The organism is Blastococcus sp. SYSU D00695 (assembly GCF_054050555.1).
Map to the genome: position 1 here is coordinate 1 of NZ_JBJGZP010000025.1, position 22,308 is coordinate 22,308.

Sequence of the window (22,308 nt, forward strand, 5' to 3'; positions counted from 1 at the left end):
GCCGGGGATAAAAAAATCCCCGCCCCCCCCCCGCGCCCCCGCCCCCCCCCCCCCCCCCCCCCCCCCCCCCCCCCCCCCCCCCCCCCCCCCCCCCCCCCCCCCCCCCCCCCCCCACGACCAGACCGCCCAGACGACGGCGACCAGGAGGCCGAGGAGGCCGGCCTGCACGAGTGCCGACACCCACGAGCTGTCGAGCAGCTGGTCGTCCCAGGCCTGGCCGGAGACGGGGATCTTCTTGACCGACAGGCCGCCGCCGAAGGCCACCTGCCAGCCGCTGCGCGCCCACGACACGGCGGCGTCCCACGCGATGAAGCGTGAGTCGAGCGTGCTGTCGCCCACCCCGTCGCGGCTGAGGAACTCCGTCACGGCCCCGGTCGCGGCCAGGCCGACCACGCCCACGGCGGCGGTGACGAGCGCGCCGACGACGAGCCCGACGCGCGCGCGGCGGAGGTACAGCGCCATCGCCGCCACCGCCGCCACGAGCACGAGCAGGGCGGTGCGCGACCCGGTGAGGTAGACGACCGCCGTCCCCGCGAGGCCGGCGAGGGCAGCGCCCCAGCGGGCCTCGCCGAGCACGGCGCGCCAGGCGCACCAGAGCACGACGACGCCGGCCAGCAGCGCCAGCTCGTTGGGGTTCAGCGGCGGGATCCCGCCGAACAACCGGCCGCCCCGCCCCTCGTGGGCCAGACCCGTGGCGGCGGCGACTGCGCCGATCGCGCCGCAGGCCCACACCAGGCCGCCGAGGACCTCCAGGACGGGGGCGGTGCGCAGGAGCAGGGTCACGGTGACGGCGAGCACCACGACGCGGGCGGCCACGGCCCCGCTGGCCAGGAGGGTGCCGGCGGTGAGCGCCCCGAGGGCGGAGGAGGCCAGCAGCAGCGCCAGCAGCCAGAGGCTGCCGGTCCCCAGCCGGCGGGTGCCCGTCCGCCACCTGCCCGAGAGCAGCACGACCAGCAGCGCCACGACGCTCAGCAGCGCCTTGGCGACCACGACCGCGTCGAGGGAACCGGAGAACAGCGTGCCGCGCCGCCAGGCCACCGAGCTGGCCACCAGCAGGAGGCAGACGACGGCGGTGCGGGCAGGGGGCAGGTTCACCGCCGGGCCCTCCGCTCTGGCTCGTCCGCTCTCGGGCGTCGGCGTGGACGCGGGGTCGAGGCTAAGGCGTCTGGCAGCATCGGTGTGCTGGTCGGAGGCGGGTCCGACCCCTTCGAGGGAGGGCGGACCGTGACGTCGGGATCGATCCTGGTGGTGCACCCGTCGGCCGACCTGTACGGCTCCGACCTGCAGCTGCTGGAGAGCGTGCGGGGACTGGTCGACGCGGGCTGGCACGTCGTCGTGTCGGTGCCCGGGCCGGGCCCGCTCGTGGCACGGCTCGAGGCCACGGGGGCGGTCGTCGGCCTCCTGCCGGTGCCGGTCGTGCGCAAGTCGCTGCTCAGCCCGCTCGGGCTGGGCCGGTTGGCGGTCTCCTGCGCGCGGGCCCTGCCACGGATGTGGCGCCAGCTGCGCGCCGGGCGCCACCGCGTCGTGTACGTCAACACCGTCACCGTCCCGCTGTGGCTGGTCGCCGCCCGGCTGGCCCGCGTCCCCGCCCTGTGCCACGTGCACGAGGCCGAGGAGGTCGGGCGGGCGCTGTCCCTGCTGCTGAACGCCCCGCTGCTCCTCGCCCGCACCGTGGTGGTCAACAGTCGCGCCGCCGAGGAGACCGTCGTCCGTGCGGTGCCGGTGCTGCGCTCCCGGACCCGCGTCGTCCACAACGGCATGGCGGGGCCCCCGGAGCCGCCCGGCCCGCCGCCGGCGGCCGGCGACGGCACCCACCACGTGGTGCTCGTCGCCCGGCTCTCCCCGCGCAAGGGCACCGACGTCGCCCTCGAGGCCGTGGCGCGCCTGCGCGACGCGGGCCGGGACGTCCGGCTGGAGCTCTGCGGGTCGGTGTTCCGCGGCTACGAGTGGTTCCAGCAGGAGCTCGAGGCCCGCGCGCAGCGCCCGGACCTCGCCGGTGCCGTGCACTTCGCCGGCTACACCTCGCCCACCTGGGACGCCCTGGCCCGCGCGGAGGTCGTGCTCGTCCCCTCCCGGGCCGAGCCGTTCGGCAACACCGCCGTGGAGGCCCAGCTCGCCGGGCGCCCGGTGATCGCCTCCGACGTCCAGGGCCTGCGGGAGATCGTCGACCCCGGCCGCACGGGGCTGCTGGTCCCGCCGGAGGACCCCGGCGCGCTGGCCGGGGCACTCGCCCGGCTGCTGGACGACCCGGCCGGCTCGGCCGAACTGGCGCGGGCCGGGCGGGAGTCCGCCCTGCGCCGGTTCACCAGCGAGCGCTACCGCGCGGCCGTCGTCGGTGCCGTGGCCGACACCGCGGGCAGGCGATCGGGAGGCGCGGGAGCCACCCCCTCCTGACCGGTCAGGCCGGGGTCGCGGCCGGGACCGGGTCCGCCGCGGCGTCGGGGCCGTCGGCGAGCGCCCGCACCAGGACCCGGCGGCGGACGGCGGCGGCCGCCAGCAGCGGACCGATGCACAGCGCCCACGGGGTCCACGCCGCACCGCCGTCGGCGACGAGCACGAGCAGCAGCGCCACCGCCAGGGAGAGGAACTCCAGCCCCCGCAGCGCCAGGACCTGCCGCTGGCGGCGGTGGACTGCGGCCAGGCTCGAGTACGGCAGCAGCGCGGCGCTGGCGACGGCGTAGGCCGACCAGCCCGCGACCGACGCCACCGGGACCTCGTACCCGCCGCCGGTGAGCAGCGGTCCGGCCCACGGCAGGAGCGCGACGACCAGCACGCCGATCGCGGCGACCCCGCCCACGAGGGCGAGCACGGCGCGGTCGGCACGGCGGAGCACGGTCCCGGGTGGGGCGTCCTGCAGCCGGACGAAGTGCGGCAGCAGGAAGGACCCGAGGCCGCCGACGACCACGAGCGTCGGGGAGGTGAGGACCCGCGCGGCCTCCACGGGGCCGTACGCCGCGGCGCCGAGCACGCCGACCACCAGCAACCGCAGGCCGGTGAGCAGCGCGGGCCGGATGGTCTGGGCCAGCGCGCGCCAGACGCCGAACGACCAGACCGCGCCCAGCGCCGGCGCCCGCCACGGACCGCGGGGGCGCTCGGCGGGCGCCAGCAGGCGCCAGGCGACGAGCGAGCCGGCGGCCTGGCCGGCCAGCAGGGCCGTGACGAGGTCGGCGAGGTCCACGCCGCCCCCGGAGGCGGCCGCCCCGAGGACGGCCAGGGAGGTCACCAGCGCCGCGCCGTCCACCGCGGGCAGGGACCAGAATCGGCCCCCGGCCATGAGCATCCGGCGCATCGTGTCCTCGACGAGGAAGACGGCCACGGCGGGGCCCACCAGCAGCCCCGCCCACACCGGCAGCGCCCCCGACAGCAGGGCGCCCCCGGCGCCGAGGACGGCGCCGGCACCCGCGAGCAGGGCGGTCCAGACGTGCAGCCCGGCGCGGATCGCGCGGTCGGCGCGGTCCAGGACGGTCAGCGAGTCACCCACCAGGCCGCTGACGACGGCCGTGGCCAGGACGAGGACCCCGTAGGCCAGGGAGAACGTGGCCAGGCCGGTCGCCCCCAGGGAGCGCGCCGCGGCCACCTGCAGCACCAGTCCGCCGAGGACCTGGGTGACCTGCCCCAGGACGGCGCCGGCGGCCGGGCTGCGGACGACCGACGGGAGGGCGGGCGTCACGGATGCATCCTCCCCGCGGCCGTGCCCGGCTCCGCGGAGGCGGAGCCGGGCACGGTCATCTCGATCCGGTGTCGCTCAGCCCGCGACCACCGGGGTCGCGGAGAAGGCGCTGACCCGCACCGCGTTCGCGGCGGTGGCGGACCCGGTCAGGTAGGCCGAGATCCCCACCCCACCGGTGGCCTGCAGCGACGCGGTCGTGTCGGTGCGGGTCACCGTCGGCGTCGCCGGCTCGGTCGCACCGTGCGCCCACACGCTGAGCGCGAGCTGCGTCGTGCCGCTGCCCGAGACCTGGAAGCGGACGTCGAGGACGGTGCCGGGCGTGTAGGTCAGACCCGGCACCACGACCTCGGGGCCGATCAGCGCGTCGGCGGCCGTCCCGGTCTGCTTCGTGATGCCGAGCGCGACCGCGCCCGTGGCGGTGAAGCGGAGCCGGGCCCGGTACTCCTGGTAGGTGTCCACCACGCGGCCGCGCAGGTAGACGTACACGCCACCGCCGGTCGGGGCCTGGGCGAGGGCCACCGAGGTCCGCAGGTCGCTGCTGGCCTGGTCGACGTCGCCCAGGAAGGCGCCGGTGTTGTTGCCAGGCGCGCTCAGGCCCAGGGTCGCGACGCCTCCGGCCACCGACATCCGCGAGCCGCCGAACGACGGGGTCCAGGCCCCGCCCAGGTCGGCGGTGCCGAGCCCGCCGGTCACCGTCCGGGTGAAGGTGTCGGTCGCGAACGCGGCCGGGGAAGCCGGGTCCTGCGGCTCCTGCGGGCCGGCGGGGGCGGTCACGGTGACCGGCTGCTCCGCCCGCGCGGTGGCGGCGTCGTCGTCGGTGACCGTCAGCCGGACGGTGTACGTGCCGGGGGTGGCGTAGGTGTGGGACGCCGTCGCGCCGGTGCCGGACTGCCCGTCACCGAAGTCCCACGCGTACCCGGCCACCGTGCCGTCGGAGTCGCGCGACGAGGTGCCGTCGACCGACACCGCCAGGTCCGTCACCGACTGGGTGAACGCGGCGACCGGCGCGGCATTGACCGGCTGCTCCGGCTCCGGCTGCGGCTGGGGCCCCGGGGCGGCGCCGGCGACGCCGACCCACAGGTCGTCGTAGCGCAGGGTCGCCGGCGCGGTCGCCGAGCCCGAGCTGTACTGGTACAGGTACAGCGCCCCGGCCTGCTGCAGCGCCGCGGTGCCGTCGGTCGCGGTGACCGTCCAGGCACCCGGCTCGGTCGCGCCGGGAGCCCACACCTTGCCGCGCAGGGTCGTGGTGCCGCTGCCGGCCGCCTCGAAGCGGACCCGCAGTTCCTGACCCGGTGCGTAACCACCGGGCAGGGAGGTGGCGGCCAGCGTGGTCTCGGCGTTGCCCACCATGCGGACCAGGGACACCTGCAGGTCGCCGGTCGAGCGGAACCACAGCTTGACCCGGTAGTCGCTGGTGCCCACCCGGCGGGTCGCCAGGCTCAGGTACGTGCCACCGCCCGTGGTGGTCGCCGGCAGGACGACGTCGACCTGCGCGGTCGTGTCCGCGGCCGACACGGCCCCGAGCAGGGCGCTCGTCGACCGGCCGGGGGCCGAGACCATCGTGCCGGTGCCGTCCGCGACGGACGCGGTCGCCGCGCCACCCACGGTCCACGTGCCTCCGGTGTCGGCGGTGCCCCACCCACTGGTCACCTGGCGCCCGAAGGCGTCCGCGGCGATCACGGCGGAGGAGATCGTCACGGTCCCCTGCACCGCGTGCGTGGCACCGTCGTCGTCGGTCACGGCGAGCCGGACGGTGTACGTGCCGTCCTGGGCGTAGGCGTGCGTGGGCGTGCGCCCGGTGCCGGTGGTGCCGTCACCGAAGTCCCACGCGTAGCCGGCCACCGTGCCGTCGGAGTCGGTGGAGGTCGAGGCGTCGAACGCGGCGTCGGAGCCGGACACCGCCGAGACGAACCGCGCCACCGGGGCCACGTTGGGCGGCGGGGCGAGGACGGTCACCGACTGCGTCGAGCGGCCCGTGGCCCCCTGGTCGTCCGTGACGGTCAGGGTCACCGGGAAGGTCCCGGACGCGGCGTAGCGATGTGTGGCGGTGCGGCCGGTGCCGGTCGTGCCGTCACCGAAGTCCCACGCGTAGCCGGCCACGGTCCCGTCGGCGTCCCGGGAGGGGGACGCGTCGAAGGCGACGTCCAGCTGGGTCACCGTGGAGCCGAACGTCGCCATGGGGGCGATGTTCGCCGCGCGCCCGGTGGTGCCGGCGGCGTGGTGGGCGCTGACCTGCGCGGCCGACAGGGCCGTGCGGTAGACCGCGACCTCGTCGATGCGGCCGGTGAGGAACGCCGCGCCCGACCACGAGGTGTCCCCGCCCACGCGCCAGTAGCCGTCGAAGGGCTGGCCCATGAAGGTGTCGGTGCGGGAACCGAGGAGGCGGCCGTCCACGTACAGGGCCATGCCCTGCGGGCCGAGGGTCGCGACGACGTGGTGCCAGCGCCCGTCGTTGTAGGCGAGCGGGCTGGTCACGACTCGCTGGCCGCCCTGGTAGACACCGAAGTTCACCTTGCCGCTGGCGTCGAGGTAGACGTGCCGGTCGTAGTTGGAGCTGGTGCCGGTCGCCTTGTCGCCGAACCCGACGATCTTGCCGCCGGTCCGCGACGTGGTCTGGAACCACGCCTCGAGCGACACCGTGTTGGCGCCCGTGACGACGTTCTGGGTCGCCGCGAGGCCGGTGGTGGTGCCGTCGAACGAGTAGGCGGTCGCCGGGTCACCGGTGACGGCCCCACCGGAGCCACGGGTGACCCCGGCGCCGACGGTCAGGTCGTTGCCGCCCGCGCGGTCGTGGGCCGTGGTACCGGAGGTCTCGTCCATCGGCCAGTACGAGGCCGGGGCATCGGCGAGGACGGTGGCCGAGTACCCACGGGTGGGCGTCGTCCCGGCGGCCACGGTCACGGTGGTGGCCGGCGACTGCACGGTGTTGCCGGAGGGGTCGGTGACGCTGACCCGGTAGCTGTGCGAGCCGGCGGCCACACCGGTGTCGGTCCAGGCGTACAGCGGCGCGTCGTACCAGCGCGAGGGCAGGGTGGCCTGGTGGACCGGGGTGGCCCCGCCGTCCCGGTACACCCGGTAGGTCAGGTTCTCGTTGTCCAGGTCGGTGCTGGCCCGCCAGCCGACGCGGACGTTGCCCGGGGCGACCGACACCGCGGTCGGCGCGGCCTGCGCGGTCGGGCCCACCTTGCCGGGCGCGATCGAGGGGACCGCGAAACGGACCAGGCCCTGCTGGTTGGTGCCGTTGACGCGCGGGAACTCGCCGCCGTAGACGACGTACTGGCCGTTGCCGGTCACCGTCCAGCCGGCCTGGTAGGCGCCGGTGTAGGTGCCGGAGGAGAAGGTCGGGAACCAGTCGAGCATGGTGGGGGCCGGCTTGTTCGCGAACGTGCTGTTGGCGATCGTGTACGGGCCGGTGCGGTGCGTCGCCGTGCGGCCCAGCGCGGTGCCGAACTTCCAGACCTGCGGGCTGCGGTCGTGGAAGGCGCCGATGTTCTCGCAGTTGTGCTCGTGCGAGGCCACGTAGACGGCGCCGCCCGAGGGCGCGGTCGAGTACGTGTCACCGCGGCAGTCGGCGACCCACTGCAGCGCACCACCGGTGGCGTCGGCGGCGAAGACGCCCTCGAGGTTGCCGGGGCCGTAGTAGTCGTAGCCCGACCCGTAGACGGTCGCGCCGTCGGTGCTGAGGCTGTAGACCGCCGAGTTGATCCCCTGGTTGGTGATCATCTGGTTGACGGCGAACGGCCGGTTCGCCCCGGTGACCGGGTCGAGCGCCGCGACACCGGTGGCGACGGCTCCGTTCATCGTGTGGAAGCGCCCGCCCGCGACGACCTGGCTGCCGCCCCCGGTGAGGACGAGGGCCATGACCTCGTTGCTCGTCTGCGCGTTGCGGGTCGGGTTGTTGGGCAGCCGGTTGCCCGTCGTCGGGCCCACGCCGGGGACCGGCGCCCACGGCAGCAGCGCGCCGTTGGTCGCGGAGACGGCGGCGAGGCGGGTGCGACTGACCGAACCGACGGCGGTGAGGACGCCGCCGAGGTAGACCGTGGAGTTCGTGGCGGCGATCGCGCGGACCTGACCGGACACGCTCGGCCGGAAGTCGGCGACCAGCGCGCCGGTGGCGGTGTCGAAGGCGGCGACGCGGTTGCGGACCTGACCGTTCACCTGCGTGAAGTCGCCGCCGACGTAGATGCGGGAACCGTCCGGTGACGCGCTGACGACGAGGGCCTGCGCGTTGAGGACCGGGGCGAAGGACTGGACCAGGACACCGGTGCGGACGTCGTAGGCCAGCAGGTTCGCCCGCGGCGTCTCCTGCGTGCCCGCCGGCGCGCCCGCCGGCCGGGCGCTGGTGAACGCGCCGGCCACGTACACCGTGTTGCCGACGATCACCTGGGACCACGCGACGCCGTTCATCTGCACCGTGGGCAGCGCGTCCGCGGTGACCGTGGGCGGCGTCGCCGGGTCCGCAGCGTTGGCGGGTGCGGAGTCGGCGAGGGCGGTCCCCGGGGCGGCGAGCCCCAGGACGCCGGCCGCCAGCAGCGAGCCGACCAGACCGGCCAGCAGCCTCCTCGGCATGCTGGACGCGCGTGCAGACATGAACCATCCCCCGTCGTTCGGTCCCCGTGACCGCACGTGGTGACGTGGCGGTCGATGGCAACTCTCAGTCACCGCCTCCCGCCTGGGCAAGGGACGTTCCGTCACCCGATGTAGTGGAAGGACCCAGCACACATCAACTCGCTCACTGAGGGTGATGCGTCGAGCGCTGTCCGTCGAGGACATGCGTGCCCGGTGCCGGCAGCCGGCCCGGTGCTCCGACCGGTGGTCTCACGCCTTCGGGTCAGGCGCTCCTGCGTGCCGGGTCCGGGCCGCGCGCGTGCGGCGACACTGGTCCGGTCGCGGCACCGGCTCCCCGCCACCCGCGGGACGACCCATCGACACCAGGAGCGCGAGCCCATGTCCGTCACGCCACTGGAGGCTCGGCGCGCGCCGTCGGTCGCGGCGACCGTCGAGCTGCTGCGGTCCTCCGGCAAGCCGTCGGCGACCGCACCCCTGTACTCCCGACTGGTCAACCGCCCGGTGGGTCGCTGGCTGGCGGCGGTCGCCCACCGGCTGGGCCGGACCCCGGACCAGGTGACCGCGCTCAGCGGCCTGGTGACGGCCACCGGCATCGCGCTGCTGGCGCTGGTCCCGCCGAGCACGGGCCTCGGCGTCGGTGTCGCCGCCCTGCTCGTGCTGGGCTACGCGCTCGACTCCGCCGACGGCCAGCTCGCCCGCCTGCGCGGCGGTGGCACGCTGACCGGTGAGTGGCTCGACCACGTGCTCGACTGCGCGAAGAACGCCGCCGTGCACCTGGCCGTGCTCATCTCGTTCTACCGGTTCGTCGACCCCGCCCCGCCGGCGCTGTTGCTGCTCCCGGCGGCCTTCCAGCTCGTCGTCACGGTGATGTTCTTCGGCACGGTGCTGACCGACCAGCTGCGCCGGGGCGCGGGCACCGGGCGCGCTCCGGCGCCGGCGACGCCGCCCTCGCCGCTGCGCTCGGTCCTGGTGGCCCCGGCCGACTACGGCCTGCTCTGCCTCGCCTTCGCCACCTTCGGGCACCGTGCGGTCTTCGTCCCGGTCTACGCGGTGCTGCTCGCGGGCTCCGCCGGCTACCTCGCCGCCGGGCTCGTCCGGTGGCGCCGCCAGCTCGCGGCCCTCGACGCGGCGCGCTGATCCGCGCTGACCCGGCGCGGCTGCGCCGGCGGGGACGACCTCGACCGAGGGTGACCTCGACCCCGGGGGTGACCTCCCCGGGCCGCGGCGATGCCCCGCGCTGCAGCGGCCCGGGCCGGCGGCTGCCCGTCGTCCTGGTCCCCGCGGGTCGTGGCGGCCCGGCCACGACGCGGGTCGACGGCGGCCCGCGCAGCCGGCCGCATCACCCGGGCGCCGAGCACCGGACGCCCAGGGCGGGACCGCCCCGGCCGTCAGGTCTCCGGGCGGGTGCGCAGCAGGCGCGCGGGCACGCCGCCGTAGATCCCGTACGCGGGGTACTCCCCCGCCGTCACCACCGCGCCGGCGGCGATGACGCAGCCGTCGCTGATGCGTGCGCCGTCGAGGACGGTGACGCGGGAGCCGATCCAGCACCCGGCGCCCACCTCGATGCCCTGGTGGGTCACGCCCTGGTCGCGGATCGGCACGGACCGGTCGGTGAACACGTGCTGCTCGGAGTGGAACGAGACGTAGTTGCCGACGATCGTGTCGGCACCGATCCGGATGCCCCCGGCACAGCCGTACAGGCTGTCGGTGCCCAGGCCCACACCGTTCCCGACGGTCAGGCCCACGCCGAGCGTGGCGATGCTGCCCGTGCACTCGATGCGGGTGTTGCGCCCCACCGTGACGCCGTCCCCCAGCCGCACCCCGGAGACGGAGGTGGCGTCGACGAGGCAGCCGTGCCCCAGGGTGACGCCGCGGCCGAGCACCAGGCGCCGCCGCGACCGCAGCCGCACGCCCCGCCCGACCGAGGGCCGGTGGGTCCGCCCGGGGAACCGCAGGAGCCCCCGCATGACCATCGCGGCGCGCTCGGCGATCAGCGCGGCGAGGTCACGGACCTCGACCCGCTCGTCGATGGCCAGCGGCCGTCCGCGCAGCAGGCTGCCGCGACGGACGGCCCAGCGGCGCAGGGCGGCGGAGTCCATCTCCGGGCCGCTCAGGCGGCCGAGCCGGTGAAGACCAGCAGCGGGGCGCCGGCCTGGTACCCGACCTCGACGACGACGACGTCGCGGCGCACCTCCGGCACGCGGAACAGGTAGACCCCCTCGGCGGACGCGCCCGGCTGCACCGTGCCGGCGAACGGCGCCTCGGTCGGGTCGCTGACCGGCGAGCCGGGGACACGGTCGGCACCGTGGTAGGCGTTGACCGCGACACCGTCGAGGGAGACCGGGTCCGCGGTGCCGTTGTCGATGCGGACGGTGACCCGCAGGGCCGGGCCGGCGACGTCGCCGGGCTCCCCGCCCTCGGCGCTGACCGCCTCGACGGAGTCGATCGACGCGGTGATGCCGTTGCCGACCGCGGCCGTCTCGTCGAGCGGCACCTCGGGCAGGGCGGGCGGGAGCGCGTCCACGTCCTCGGTCGGCCCCGTCGGCTCGGGCGTGTCCGGCGCCGGGGGCGGGGTGAACGGCGCCTCGGTGCCGGACGGCGCCGCGGAGGTGGCGGCCGGGGCGGCGGTCTCCCCGCCGTCGTCGTCGCGGTCGGCCAGCAGGACCAGCAGCCCGGCGACCAGCAGCAGGACGAGTGCGGCCGCGGCGATCGACCAGCCGGGCGGACGGCGCCGCCGGCCCGTGTCCGCCCGGACGTCCGTGCCGCCGGACGTCCGGAGGTCCGCCCTCGTCCGCCCCGTCGCCTCGTCCTCGTGCGTCGCCACGACGTCCCTCCTGCCGGGCCGCGCTCCCGCGCGGCTCACTGCTGACCTGCCGAGAAGTGCTCCCAGCGCGCCGGCACCGGCGGGGTGGGCGCGGGCAGCTGCACCACGTTGTCCGGCAGCGGGGCGCGCTCGATGGCCGTCGACCGCAGGTCCGCGTCCGTGGGCCGGCGCCGGCCGCTGGGCCGGCGCTGCGGGAAGCGGCGGGTCACCAGGTCCCGGGCCAGCTGCTCGTAGCCGGCGGCCACCTGGTCCCAGTCGTAGCCGCGGGCCAGGACACGGGACCGGCGGCCGTCACGGGCGGCCCGCTCGGGGTCGGCCTCGATGCCGGTGACCTCCCGGGCGACGTCCTCCGGGGTCCGGAAGTAGCGCCCGGCGTCGGCGACGACCTCTCGGTTGAAGGAGCAGTCGAAGGCCGTCACGGTCGCGCCGGCGCCGATGGCGCGCAGCAGCGAGGGGTTGGTGCCGCCGACGGAGTGGCCGTGCAGGTAGGTGGCGCTGTGGGCGTACAGCTGGTCGAGCAGCTCCTGGTCCCAGACGCCGCCGAGGAAGCGCACCCGGTCGTCGCCCAGGGCGTGCACCCGACGCGTGTAGTCGTCGGCGTAGGGCGCCGACCCGACGACGACCAGCGGTTTGACGGCCTCGCTGCGCACGTACCCGTCGACGATCAGGTCGACGTGGTTCTCCGGCTCGAACCGGGCCACCACCAGGTGGTAGGCGCGGGACTCGAGCCCGAGCTCGGCGAGCCGGTCCGAGCCCGGCTCGATGACCGGGGCGCCGTAGGTCAGCAGCGTGGTGGGCGCCGCGAAGGCGTCGGCGTAGTAGTCGGCGATCCCCTGCGCGTCGGCGATCAGCGCGTCCGACCAGCGGACGGCGAGGCTCTCGGCCGCGCGGTAGTAGCGCCGCCCGGCGCCACCCCACTTGGCACGCTTCCACTCCAGTCCGTCCACGTGCGTGGCCACGGGGACACGGGCCGCGCGCAGGAGCGGCAGCAGCGGCGCGTTCGCCGCGTTGAACACGATGGCCGCGTCGGTGCGGTGGGCGAGCAGGTGGCGGACCGACAGGGCGGTGTGGCTGAGGGTCTCCAGGGACCGCGTGCGGGCGGCCGGGAGGTGGACGAGCTCCATGCCCAGGTGCTCGCGCGGCGGCGCCTGGTCCGCGCCGGGGACCGTGCGGCAGTACACGACCACCCGGTGCCCGCGGTCGACGAGGCGGCGCCCGATCTCCTCGACGGCGGTCTCGAAGCCGCCGTACCGGGCGGGGACGCCGCGCGTCCCCACCATGGCGATGCTCATGCCGGTCATGGGAGTCCGTTCCTCGGGGTGCAGTCCTCCCCTGATCGGCAGGACACGCCCGATGCTGGAGGAACGGACCGGCGCGGTCGTCCCCCTGCGGGGTGAGGGACCGCGCCGGCCCTGACGCTCAGTAGGCGCCGGAGCGGCTCAGCACCGCGCGGAAGGTCTTGGCGAGGATCAGCAGGTCCATCGCCATCGACCAGTTCTCCACGTACCGCAGGTCCAGGCGCACGGCCTCCTCCCACGGGAGGTCGCTGCGGCCGGAGATCTGCCAGAGACCGGTGAGACCGGGCTTGACCAGCAGGCGGCGGCTCACCTGGGTGTCGTACCGGGCCACCTCGCCCGGCAGCGGGGGCCGCGGGCCGACCAGCGACATCGAGCCGCCGAGGACGTTGAGGAGCTGGGGCAGCTCGTCCAGGGACAGGCGTCGCAGCAGCCGCCCGACCGGGGTGACCCGCGGGTCGACCCGCATCTTGAAGAGCAGCCCGTCGGAGATGTTGTCGGCGCTCAGCGCCTCGACCTGGCGGTCCGCGTCGACCACCATGCTGCGGAACTTGAGCATCGTGAAGGTGCGGCCGTTCACGCCCACCCGCTCCTGGCGGAAGAGCACCGGACCGGGGCTCCCGAACTTCACGGCCAGGGCGATGGCCGACATGACCGGGGCGAGCAGCAGCAGCGCCACCGCGGCCACGGTGCGGTCCAGCCCGGCCTTGGCGACCCGCCGCCACCCCTCGAAGCGGGGCTGCTCGACGGCGAGCAGTGGCAGCCCCTCGAACGGGCGGATGTGCAGCCGAGGGCCGGCCACCTCGATGAGGCCGGGCGCGACGAGGAGCTCGATGCCGGTTCCCTCCAGCTGCCACGAGAGCTGGCGCAGGTACTGCGCTGCGGTCTCGCTGGCCGAGGTCACGGCGATGGTGTCCGCGCCGAGCCGGCCGGCCATCGCGACGACGTCGTCCAGGCCGCCGACCGGCAGGTCGAGCGCGGCGCCCACCCGGTCGCGGTCGGCAGGGGTCACGCACGCGGCGACGACGTCCATCCCGGCGAAGCGCTCGCGGCCGACCCGGTCCACCAGCTCCAGGACCGCGCCTCCGCGGCCGACGACGATGACCCGCGTGGTGCAGGACCCCTGCGCCCGCAGCCGCTGCAGCACGCGGCGGGCGACGTAGCGGCCGGCCAGCGTGGCGACGGTGAGCGCGGGGACGGCGACGACGACGAGGCCGCGCGACAACTCGAGCGCCCCGACGTAGGAGACGAGGGCCAGGGTCGCGAGCAACAGGCCGCCGGCCCGGCCGACCCGGCGGTATTCGTCGCTGCCCGTGCCGAAGACGCGCTGCGCGTAGGCGCCGGTGGCGGCCAGGAGCAGCGGCCAGGCGACCACGAGCGCGGCGGCGGCCCACAGCAGCGGGTTGGCCACGCCGAGCGCGGCACGGTGCACCCAGAGGACCGCGCCGGCGGTGACCGCGGCGGCCAGGGAGTCGACTGCGACGAGGGAGAGGACGTACCGCCGCACCCAGGCCGCCGGAGCGCGACGCACCGTCGCTCGCGGTGCGAAGCGCACACCGGGTGCGATCTCGGTCCGCACGGACGCCGACGTCAGCCGGACTCGTTCCTGATCGAGCAGCACGGTTCCCCCCGGACACCGACGTGACACTGTGTGGCCGGACCCGAACCAGAGATCACACGCTCGACGTGCGACTTCTCCCAGGGGTTGGGACCCGGCAGCACGGATGACCCTCACAGTCGGTGATGGCTCCGGTCAACACGCACCGTCACCGTTCACTCGTTGGAGGGGCCGAGGCCGTCACGCTCCGATCACGCAACGTCAGAAGGACGCTCAGGTGCGTGGGTGCACCACGTTCTGGGCCGCCTCGAGCCCGAGGGCCAGCAGCTCCTCGGTGGCGTCTGCGGCCTCGGCGATCAGGAGGTCCAGCTCCTTGCGCTCGGTGCCGGAGAAGTCCTTGAGCACGAAGTCCGCCGGGTCCTGCCGGCCGGGCGGGCGGCCGATGCCGACCCGCACGCGCAGGTAGTCCTTGGTGCCGGTGGAGCGGCTGATGGACCGCAGGCCGTTGTGGCCGCCCTCGCCCCCGCCGCGCTTGAGGCGGACGGCGGCGAAGGGGATGTCGAGCTCGTCGTGGACGACGACGAGGTCGGTGGCGGGCACCTTCGCCCAGTCGAGCAGCCCGCGCACGGGGCCACCGGACTCGTTCATGTAGCAGGTGGGCCGCGCCAGGACGACGCGGCGCCCGGCCAGCCGGCCCTCCCCGACGAGGGTCCGGGACCGGGCCCCCTTGCCGGGGGACAGCCTGACCCCGGCGCGCGCGGCGAGGTCGTCGAGCACCATGGCGCCGACGTTGTGCCGGTTGCCGGCGTAGGCCGGTCCCGGGTTGCCCAGGCCGACCACCACGAAGGGGCCCTCGGAGGGCGCGGCCGGCGGGGACGCCGCAGGGGCGCCGGCGGTGCCGGCGCCCCTGCGGGTCGTGCTCTCGGTCAGCGGGTGCCTCAGCTGTTCGTGGTGGCGTCCGCCGACTCGCCGCTGCCCTGGTCCTGCGGCTCGGGGACGACGTCGCCCTGGCCGGCGCCCTCGGCGGCCGCGTCGGACTCCTCGCGCTCGATGCCGGCCTCGGCCTCGGCGGCCTCCAGCTCGGCCTCGAGGGCCTCGGCGCTCGGGGCGGCCATGACGTTGACGACGAGCGCGTCGGCGTCGGTGAGGACGGTGACGTCACCGGGCAGCGTCAGCTCGCCGGCGGTGACGCCCTGGCCGGCGGTGCGGCCGGTCAGGTCGACCTCGATGCTCTCGGGGATCGCGATGGCCGGCGCCTCGACCGAGACGGTGTTCAGCTCGATGCTGACCAGCGTGTCGGGGCCGGCCTCGCCGACGGTGACGACCGGCACGTCGACGGTCACCTTCTCGCCGCGGCGCACGGCGAGCAGGTCGACGTGCTCGTGCACGCGGGTCAGCGGGTCGCGCTGGACGGCCTTGGCCAGGGCCAGGTGCTCGGCCCCGTCGAGGACGACGGTGATGAGGGCGTTGCTGCCGCCGTTGCGCAGGACCGCGGCGAACTCGCGGGCCGGCAGCGACAGGTGGACGACGTCCTGGCCGTGGCCGTAGAGGACGGCGGGGATGCGGCCGGCGCGGCGGGTGCGGCGGGCGCTGCCCTTGCCGAACTCGGTGCGGGGCTCGGCGACGAGGCGGTGGTCAGCCACGGTGGTGTGCTCCTAGCTCGGGGATCTGGGCCGGCGCGCGGCGCGGCGCACCCGAGCGGGCACACGCACGTCGATCACGGAGAACGGGTTCTCCCTCGCCGGGCTCTGCCACCTTACCCGGCATCCGCCGGGGAACCGCGGCCAGGTCCGGCGGAGCGGGGGCCCGGAGGGTCCCCCGAGGCCGGACGGGACGCAGGCCGAGGACGCCGGGACGCTCCGCGCCCTGCGAGGCACGGGGCCGGAGCGGGGGCCGGAGGCTCCCCGACGGATCCGTGGGAAGGGCTCAGCGCACGTCGGGACGGCACCTGGCCGCGGTGCGGTCCGGAGGACCGCAGATCACGAAGCGCCGTCGAAGAGGCTCGTGACCGAGCCGTCCTCGAAGACCTCCTTGATCGCGCGCGCCAGCAGCGGGGCGATGGAGAGGACGGTGAGCTTGTCGAACTGCCGCTCGGTCTCGATGGGCAGCGTGTTGGTGACGACGACCTCGCTGACCCGGCTGTTCTTCAGGCGGTCGACGGCCGGGCCGGAGAGGACCCCGTGCGTGGCGGTCACGATCACGTCGGCCGCGCCGGCCTCGAACAGGGTCTCGGCGGCCTTCACGATGGTGCCGCCGGTGTCGATCATGTCGTCGACGAGGACGCAGACGCGGCCCTCGACCTCACCGACCACGCGGTTGGCGACGACCTCGTTGGGCCGCAGCGGGTCGCGGGTCTTGTGGATGAAGGCCAGCGGGACGCCGCCGAGCTTGTCGCTCCACCGCTCCGAGACGCGCACCCGGCCCGAGTCCGGCGAGACGACGGTGACGTCGCTGCCCTCGCACCGCTTCTTCACGTGGTCCACGAGGAGGTCGAGGGCGAACAGGTGGTCGACCGGCCCGTCGAAGAAGCCCTGGATCTGGGCGGTGTGCAGGTCGACGGTCATCAGCCGGTCGGCACCGGCGGTCTTGAACATGTCGGCGACCAGCCGGGCGGAGATGGGCTCGCGGCCGCGGTGCTTCTTGTCCTGCCGGGCGTAGGGGAAGAACGGCGCCACGACGGTGATCCGCTTGGCCGAGGCCCGCTTGAGCGCGTCGACCATGATCAGCTGTTCCATCAGCCAGGTGTTGATCGGCGCGGTGTGGCTCTGCACGACGAACGCGTCGCAGCCGCGGACCGACTCCTCGAACCGGACGAACAGCTCGCCGTTGGCGAACTCGTAGGACGCGGTCGGCGTCGGGGTGACGCCGAGGTGCCCGGCGATCTCGTCCGTCAGCTGCGGGAAGGCACGCCCGGAGAACAGCATCAGGCTCTTGTTCGTGGTCTGCCGGATCGCGCTCATCGCTGCGCTGCCCCTACTCGTCGGACTGGCTGGCGGGGGCCGCCGTTCGGCCCTCGCGGGTCCCGGGTCGAGTGTCAGCCGCCTGCGCGGCGCCTGCATCCCCGGCGGCCGCTGCGGCCTGCGCGGCGGCGGTGCCCGGGCGGCGGCGGCCCACCCAGCCTGCCACATTGCGCTGCTTGGCCCGCGCGACGCCCATCGCACCCGGGGGGACGTCCGTGGTGATGACCGAACCGGCGGCGGTGTAGGCACCGTCCCCGACGGTGACCGGCGCCACGAGCATCGTGTCCGAGCCGATGCGGACGTGGTCGCCGACGGTCGTGTGGTGCTTGGCGACGCCGTCGTAGTTCACGAACACGGTGGCGGCGCCGATGTTCGAGCCCGTCCCGATCGTCGCGTCCCCCACGTAGGACAGGTGCGGCACCTTGGAGTCGTCGCCGACCTGCACGTTCTTGGTCTCGACGAACGCGCCGACCTTGGCCCCGCGGCCCAGCCGGGTGCCCGGCCGCAGGTAGCTGAACGGCCCCACGGTGGCAGCGGCGCCGATCACCGCGCCGGCGCAGTGCGAGCGGACGACGGAGGCGCCCTCCCCCACCTCGCAGTCGGTGAGCGTCGTGTCCGGCCCCACGACCGCGCCGCCGGCGACCCGCGTCGTCCCCAGCAGCTGGGTGCCCGGCTGCAGGACCGCGTCCGCGCCCACCGACGCGGTCACGTCGACCCAGGTGGTCGCCGGGTCGACGACCGTGACGCCCGCGACCATCAGCGCGTCGAGCACCCGGTCGTTGAGCACGCGGCGGCGGGCGGCCAGCTCGCGCCGGTCGTTGCAGCCCAGCACGTCGACGGGGTCGTCGGCCTGCGCGCCGGCGACCGGCTCGCCGTCGGCGACCAGCAGGCCGACGACGTCGGTCAGGTACACCTCGCCCTGGTCGTTGTCGGCGTCGACCCGGGCCAGCGAGCGGCGCAGGGCGGCGGCGTCGCCGACGTACACCCCGGCGTTGACCTCGCGGACGGCCCGCTGCGCGGCGTCGGCGTCCCGCTCCTCGACGATGGCGCGCACCGCGCCCTCGCCGTCGCGCACGATCCGGCCGAGCCCCGTCGGGTCCTCGACGACCGCGGTGAGCACCGTGAGCGCCGCGCCGGTCGCGTGGTGGGCCCCCACCAGGCCGGCCACGGTCCCGGCGCGCAGCAGGGGCGCGTCGCCGTTGACGATCAGCACCGGGCCCTCCAGGTCCGGCACCGCCTCCAGCGCCACCGCCGCGGCGTGCCCGGAGCCCCGCTGCTCCTCCTGCACGACCGCCCGCGCCCGCGGGGCGACGGCGGCCAGGTGCTCGACGACGGCCTCGCGGCCGGCGCCCACGACCACGACGGTGGTGCCGGCACCGAGCGGCTCGGCCGCGGCCAGCACGTGGCCGAGCATGCTGCGACCGCCGAGGGCGTGCAGCACCTTGGGCGTCGCCGAGCGCATGCGGGTGCCCTGCCCGGCGGCGAGGACGACGACCGCGGCGACGGCCGCCCGGTCCTCGGGGTGGTCGGCTCCCGGCTGGGTCTGGCTCACGGGTCTCCTCGGGCGACGGCGGTCGGGACTGCGCTGGGGGGACGTCGCTGCGGACGCGCTGGGGGACTCGGACTCGAACCGAGACTTCCCGGCTCCAAAGGCCGGCGGGCTGCCGATTACCCCATCCCCCATCCGCCGGCACACCGCCCGCGGGGCGCCTCCGCGCCGTCCGCAGCCTAGGCCGCGGGGCCCGCGGACGGGCGGCCAGCGCCCTCACCAGGACACTCTCCCGACCCCCGGCCCCGCTGCGCGGGCCCGGCTACGGGCACGTAGGTTACGCAGTCGTAACCACGGTCGGGGACGCTGCGGCGATCGACCGGTTCGACACCGCCCCTGGAGGCCGTCCTGTCCGCTCCCGCCCTCACCCGGCCCACGGCTCCGATGCGCCCGGCCGACCCGGACGCCGGCCTGCCGGCCAACGCCTACGGCAAGGAGAAGGGCGCGATCGAGCAGATCACGCTCTACCTGTTCGTGATCGTCCCGTTCCTCGCCCTGGCCGCGATCGTCCCGGTCGTCTGGGGCTGGGGTCTCAGCTGGCTGGACCTGGGCCTCCTGGTCGGCTTCTACTTCGTACCGCTGCTCGGCGTCACCGTCGGTTACCACCGGTACTTCACGCACGGGTCGTTCAAGACCGGCAAGCCGCTGCGCTACGCGCTGGCGATCGCCGGCTGCATGGCCATCGAGGGCCCGGTCGTGCAGTGGGTCGCCGACCACCGCCGCCACCACGCGTTCTCCGACCGCGAGGGCGACCCGCACTCCCCCTGGCGCTACGGCACCGACTCGCGGGCCCTGCTGAAGGGCATGTGGCACGCCCACCTCGGCTGGCTGTTCGACCGCCGCCAGACCAACCCCGAGCGCTACGCCCCCGACCTGCTCAAGGACAAGGGCCTGCGGGTGGTCAGCCGCCTGTTCGTGGTCTGGGCGTTCCTGAGCCTGGCCCTGCCCGCGGTCATCGGCGGCCTGGTCACCGGCTCGTGGGCCGGGGCGCTGTCGGCGTTCTTCTGGGCCGGCCTGGTCCGGACCGCGCTGCTGCACCACGTCACCTGGTCGGTCAACTCGGTCTGCCACGTGATCGGCAGCCGGCCGTTCGCCTCCCGGGACCGCGCGACCAACGTCTGGCCGCTGGCGATCCTCAGCGCCGGCGAGTCGTGGCACAACCTGCACCACGTCGACCCGACCAGCGCCCGGCACGGCGTGCTGCGCGGCCAGGTCGACATGAGCGCCCGGCTGATCTGGGTCTTCGAGAAGCTGGGCTGGGTGCACGGGGTCAAGTGGCCCGACCCGCAGCGGCTGGCGGCCAAGCGCCAGGCTCCCGCCGGGGCGGCCGGCTGAGCACCACCGCGGACGTCCCGCCCGGGCGACCTGCTCCGGCACGGTCGCCCGGGCGGCGACGTCCCGAGGGGGGCGCGGGGGCGTCCCCGCGCCCGCGCGTGCGGATGACCGGCGCGCAACGCCGCCAGCAGCTCATCGACGTGGGCCGGCAGCTGTTCGGCCAGCGCGGCTACGAGGCCACCTCGATCGAGGAGCTGGCCGCCCGCGCGTCGGTGAGCAAGCCCGTCGTGTACGGGCACTTCGGCGGCAAGGAGGGGCTGTACGCCGTCGTCGTCGAGCAGGAGATGCGCCGCCTGCTCGACCGGTTCACCGCGGCGCTGTCCGCGGGCGGCCACCCCCGCCTGCTGCTCGAGCGGGCCGCCCTGGTGCTCCTGGACTACATCGAGGAGGACACCGACGGCTTCCGGGTGCTCTCCCGCGACTCCCCCATCAGCGACGCCGCCGGGCACTACTCCTCACTGCTCGGCGAGGCCGCGCACGAGGTCGAGCACCTGCTCGCGTCGCAGTTCCGGCACAACGGGTACGACCCCCGGCTGGCCGGCCTGTACAGCCAGGCCCTGGTCGGCATGGTCGCGCTGGTCGGCGCCTGGTGGCTGGAGGACCGGACGCCGGCCAAGGCCGACGTCGCCGCGCACCTGGTGAACCTCGCCTGGAACGGCATGGGCCACCTGGAGCGCCGCCCCCGCCTGTCGGACTGACGGGCCCGCGGCCGCGCCCGCCCCTCCCGGGCCGGCGGGCCGTCAGCCGACGAGGCGCGCCCCGGGCACCGGCCCGTGCACGGCGCGCACCGTGCGGAACGCCCCGTCCGCGGTGAGCTGCGCGGCGAGCGCGGCCGCGTCGTCCTCGTCGGCGGCCAGCGCGGCCACGGTCGGGCCGGACCCGCTGACCAGGGCGCCCGCCGCCCCGGCGGCGGTGGCGGCGTCCAGCGCCTCCCGCAGGGAGGGGCGCAGGCTGATCGCCGCGGCCTGCAGGTCGTTGGAGAGCGCGGCGGCCAGCGCACCGACCGGGCCGCTGCGCAGCGCCGCCACCACCGGCTCGGGCGAGACGAGCGCCTCGCCCGAGGGCAGCAGCCCCTCGGCGCGCAGCCGGTCCAGCTCGGCGTACACGGCGGGGGTGGACAGCCCCTCGCCGGCGATGCCGAGGACCCAGTGCCACGGACGCCGCGCCAGGACCGGGCTCAACCGTTCCCCGCGGCCCGCGCCGAGCGCGACACCGCCGAGCAGGCTGAACGGGACGTCGCTGCCCAGCTGGGCGGCCAGCTGCGCCAGGTCGCCGCGGGTCGCGCGCGTGCCCCACAGCGCGTCGAGGGCGACCAGCGCGGCGGCGGCGTCGGCGCTGCCCCCGGCCAGGCCCGCGGCCGCCGGGATCGACTTGTCGATGGTGATCGCCGCCTCGGCGCGGACGCCCGCGCGCTCGGCCAGCAGCTCGGCGGCCTGCCACACGATGTTGCGCCGGTCGGTGGGGATCCGGTCGGGGCCCGTGCGGCCGCCCGCGAACTCCCCGGTCAGCTCGATGGTCAGCCCGCCGGCCGGGCGCACCGTGACCGTGTCGAACAGCGAGACGGCGAGGAAGACGGTGTGCAGCTGGTGGTAGCCGTCGCCCCCGACCGGCGCGGCGGCCAGGTGCACGTTGACCTTCGCCGGAGCCCGGGCGACGACCGCGCCGTCCCCGGTGATCCGCCCGGGCCCGCCGTGCGACGCGCCGCTCACGCGGTGCCCGCCCCCGGGGTGGCGGCCAGCCGGGCGAAGTCGGCGACCGACAGCCGCTCCCCCCGGGTGGCCGGGTCGATGCCGGCGGCGCGCAGCCGGGCCTCGGCGGCGACCGGGCTGCCCGCCCAGCCCGCCAGGGCCGCGCGCAACCCCTTGCGCCGGGTGGCGAAGGCGGCGTCGACGACCGCGAAGGTGGCCGCGCGGTCACCGGGCGGGGGCGGGCGGCGATCCAGCGCGACCAGCCCGGAGTCGACGTTGGGCTCGGGCCAGAAGACCCGCCGTCCCACGTTCCCGGCCCGGCGCACGTGGCCGTACCAGGCCGCCTTCACCGAGGGGACGCCGTAGGCCGCGGAGCCGGGCGGGGCGGCCAGCCGCTCGGCGACCTCGGCCTGCACGAGGACCAGCGCCCGCCGCAGGGTCGGCAGGCGCTCGAGCAGGGTCAGCAGGACGGGCACCGCCACGTTGTACGGCAGGTTCGCCACGAGCGCCGTCGGGGGCGGCCCGGGCAGCGCCTCGACCCGCAGCGCGTCGGCCTCGACCACGGTCAGCCGGCCGGCCAGCTCCGGCGCCCGCTCGGCCACGGTCCGCGGCAGCCGGCCGGCCAGCCGGGGGTCGATCTCCACGGCGGTCACGGCCGCGGTGGCCGGCAGCAGGCCGAGGGTCAGCGAGCCCAGCCCCGGCCCGACCTCGAGGACGACGTCGTCCGGGCGCAGCTCGGCGGTGCCCACGATCCGCCGGATCGTGTTCGCGTCGTGCAGGAAGTTCTGGCCGAGCGACTTCGTGGGCCGCAGGTCCAGTTCCTGGGCCAGCTCGCGGATCGCCGCGGGCCCCAGCAAGGC

17 protein-coding genes and 1 tRNA gene are annotated in these 22,308 nt (G+C 75.9%); 4 read left to right on the forward strand and 14 right to left on the reverse strand.

Annotation, left to right across the window (positions count from 1 at the left end):
• A partial coding sequence (locus ACI781_RS15300; RefSeq protein ID WP_456566975.1) for an O-antigen ligase family protein occupies nucleotides 1–1,095 on the reverse strand: 1,095 nt, incomplete at its 3' end.
• A 129-nt stretch (nucleotides 1,096–1,224) separates the two neighbouring features.
• On the opposite strand from ACI781_RS15300, the gene ACI781_RS15305 reads away from it, so the two are divergent.
• On the forward strand, nucleotides 1,225–2,394 hold the full coding sequence (locus tag ACI781_RS15305) for a glycosyltransferase family 4 protein (protein ID WP_456566976.1): 1,170 nt from the start codon (nucleotides 1,225–1,227) through the stop codon (nucleotides 2,392–2,394).
• Nucleotides 2,395–2,398: 4 nt separating this feature from the next.
• Here the strand turns inward: ACI781_RS15305 and ACI781_RS15310 are convergent, their stop codons facing one another.
• Complete coding sequence (locus ACI781_RS15310) at nucleotides 2,399–3,670, reverse strand: hypothetical protein (RefSeq protein ID WP_456566977.1); 1,272 nt, start codon at nucleotides 3,668–3,670, stop codon at nucleotides 2,399–2,401.
• 75 nt (nucleotides 3,671–3,745) lie between these two features.
• Nucleotides 3,746–8,260 carry a PKD domain-containing protein gene (locus ACI781_RS15315; RefSeq protein WP_456566978.1) on the reverse strand — a complete coding sequence of 1,505 codons (4,515 nt, stop codon included), beginning with the start codon at nucleotides 8,258–8,260 and terminating at the stop codon, nucleotides 3,746–3,748.
• Nucleotides 8,261–8,617: 357 nt separating this feature from the next.
• Here ACI781_RS15315 and ACI781_RS15320 point away from each other — a divergent pair, with 357 nt between their 5' ends.
• The gene (locus ACI781_RS15320; protein WP_456566979.1) at nucleotides 8,618–9,376 is read left to right on the forward strand and encodes a CDP-alcohol phosphatidyltransferase family protein; all 759 of its coding nucleotides are present in this window, start codon (nucleotides 8,618–8,620) and stop codon (nucleotides 9,374–9,376) included.
• Nucleotides 9,377–9,627: 251 nt separating this feature from the next.
• Here ACI781_RS15320 and ACI781_RS15325 read toward each other — a convergent pair whose 3' ends face one another.
• The 9 genes from ACI781_RS15325 to ACI781_RS15365 all read right to left on the reverse strand — a co-directional run bounded on the left by ACI781_RS15325 (nucleotide 9,628) and on the right by ACI781_RS15365 (nucleotide 18,559).
• Entirely contained in the window at nucleotides 9,628–10,338 is a 711-nt protein-coding gene (locus tag ACI781_RS15325) for an acyltransferase (protein ID WP_456566980.1), read from the reverse strand.
• Nucleotides 10,339–10,349: 11 nt separating this feature from the next.
• A complete protein-coding gene (locus ACI781_RS15330) occupies nucleotides 10,350–11,063 on the reverse strand; it encodes a hypothetical protein (protein WP_456566981.1) in 714 nt (237 codons plus the stop codon).
• Between the two features lie 35 nt (nucleotides 11,064–11,098).
• The gene (locus tag ACI781_RS15335) at nucleotides 11,099–12,355 is read right to left on the reverse strand and encodes a DUF1972 domain-containing protein (RefSeq protein WP_456566982.1); all 1,257 of its coding nucleotides are present in this window, start codon (nucleotides 12,353–12,355) and stop codon (nucleotides 11,099–11,101) included.
• A 127-nt stretch (nucleotides 12,356–12,482) separates the two neighbouring features.
• Complete coding sequence (locus ACI781_RS15340; RefSeq protein ID WP_456566983.1) at nucleotides 12,483–13,889, reverse strand: sugar transferase; 1,407 nt, start codon at nucleotides 13,887–13,889, stop codon at nucleotides 12,483–12,485.
• Between the two features lie 300 nt (nucleotides 13,890–14,189).
• Nucleotides 14,190–14,759 (reverse strand): aminoacyl-tRNA hydrolase, encoded by a 570-nt coding sequence (gene pth / locus ACI781_RS15345; protein ID WP_456566984.1) that lies wholly within the window; start codon nucleotides 14,757–14,759, stop codon nucleotides 14,190–14,192.
• 95 nt (nucleotides 14,760–14,854) lie between these two features.
• Nucleotides 14,855–15,559 carry a 50S ribosomal protein L25/general stress protein Ctc gene (locus ACI781_RS15350; protein WP_456566985.1) on the reverse strand — a complete coding sequence of 235 codons (705 nt, stop codon included), beginning with the start codon at nucleotides 15,557–15,559 and terminating at the stop codon, nucleotides 14,855–14,857.
• Between the two features lie 336 nt (nucleotides 15,560–15,895).
• Nucleotides 15,896–16,876, reverse strand: a complete 981-nt coding sequence (locus ACI781_RS15355) for a ribose-phosphate diphosphokinase (RefSeq protein WP_456566986.1) — start codon at nucleotides 16,874–16,876, stop codon at nucleotides 15,896–15,898.
• A 13-nt stretch (nucleotides 16,877–16,889) separates the two neighbouring features.
• Nucleotides 16,890–18,428: a bifunctional UDP-N-acetylglucosamine diphosphorylase/glucosamine-1-phosphate N-acetyltransferase GlmU gene (gene glmU / locus ACI781_RS15360; protein ID WP_456566987.1), complete on the reverse strand. Its 1,539-nt coding sequence runs from the start codon at nucleotides 18,426–18,428 to the stop codon at nucleotides 16,890–16,892.
• A 58-nt stretch (nucleotides 18,429–18,486) separates the two neighbouring features.
• Nucleotides 18,487–18,559: transfer RNA gene (locus ACI781_RS15365), tRNA-Gln, on the reverse strand.
• A gap of 250 nt (nucleotides 18,560–18,809) precedes the next feature.
• Between ACI781_RS15365 and ACI781_RS15370 the strand changes: the two genes are divergently transcribed.
• The gene (locus ACI781_RS15370) at nucleotides 18,810–19,760 is read left to right on the forward strand and encodes an acyl-CoA desaturase (RefSeq protein WP_456566988.1); all 951 of its coding nucleotides are present in this window, start codon (nucleotides 18,810–18,812) and stop codon (nucleotides 19,758–19,760) included.
• A gap of 104 nt (nucleotides 19,761–19,864) precedes the next feature.
• Nucleotides 19,865–20,458 (forward strand): TetR/AcrR family transcriptional regulator, encoded by a 594-nt coding sequence (locus ACI781_RS15375; protein WP_456566989.1) that lies wholly within the window; start codon nucleotides 19,865–19,867, stop codon nucleotides 20,456–20,458.
• 42 nt (nucleotides 20,459–20,500) lie between these two features.
• On the opposite strand, the gene ACI781_RS15380 is transcribed toward ACI781_RS15375, so the two are convergent.
• Nucleotides 20,501–21,469, reverse strand: a complete 969-nt coding sequence (locus tag ACI781_RS15380) for a 4-(cytidine 5'-diphospho)-2-C-methyl-D-erythritol kinase (RefSeq protein ID WP_456566990.1) — start codon at nucleotides 21,467–21,469, stop codon at nucleotides 20,501–20,503.
• Nucleotides 21,466–22,305 (reverse strand): 16S rRNA (adenine(1518)-N(6)/adenine(1519)-N(6))-dimethyltransferase RsmA, encoded by an 840-nt coding sequence (gene rsmA, locus ACI781_RS15385; protein ID WP_456566991.1) that lies wholly within the window; start codon nucleotides 22,303–22,305, stop codon nucleotides 21,466–21,468. Before rsmA ends, ACI781_RS15380 begins: the two co-directional genes overlap by 4 nt.
• Between the last annotated feature and the right edge of the window lie 3 nt (nucleotides 22,306–22,308).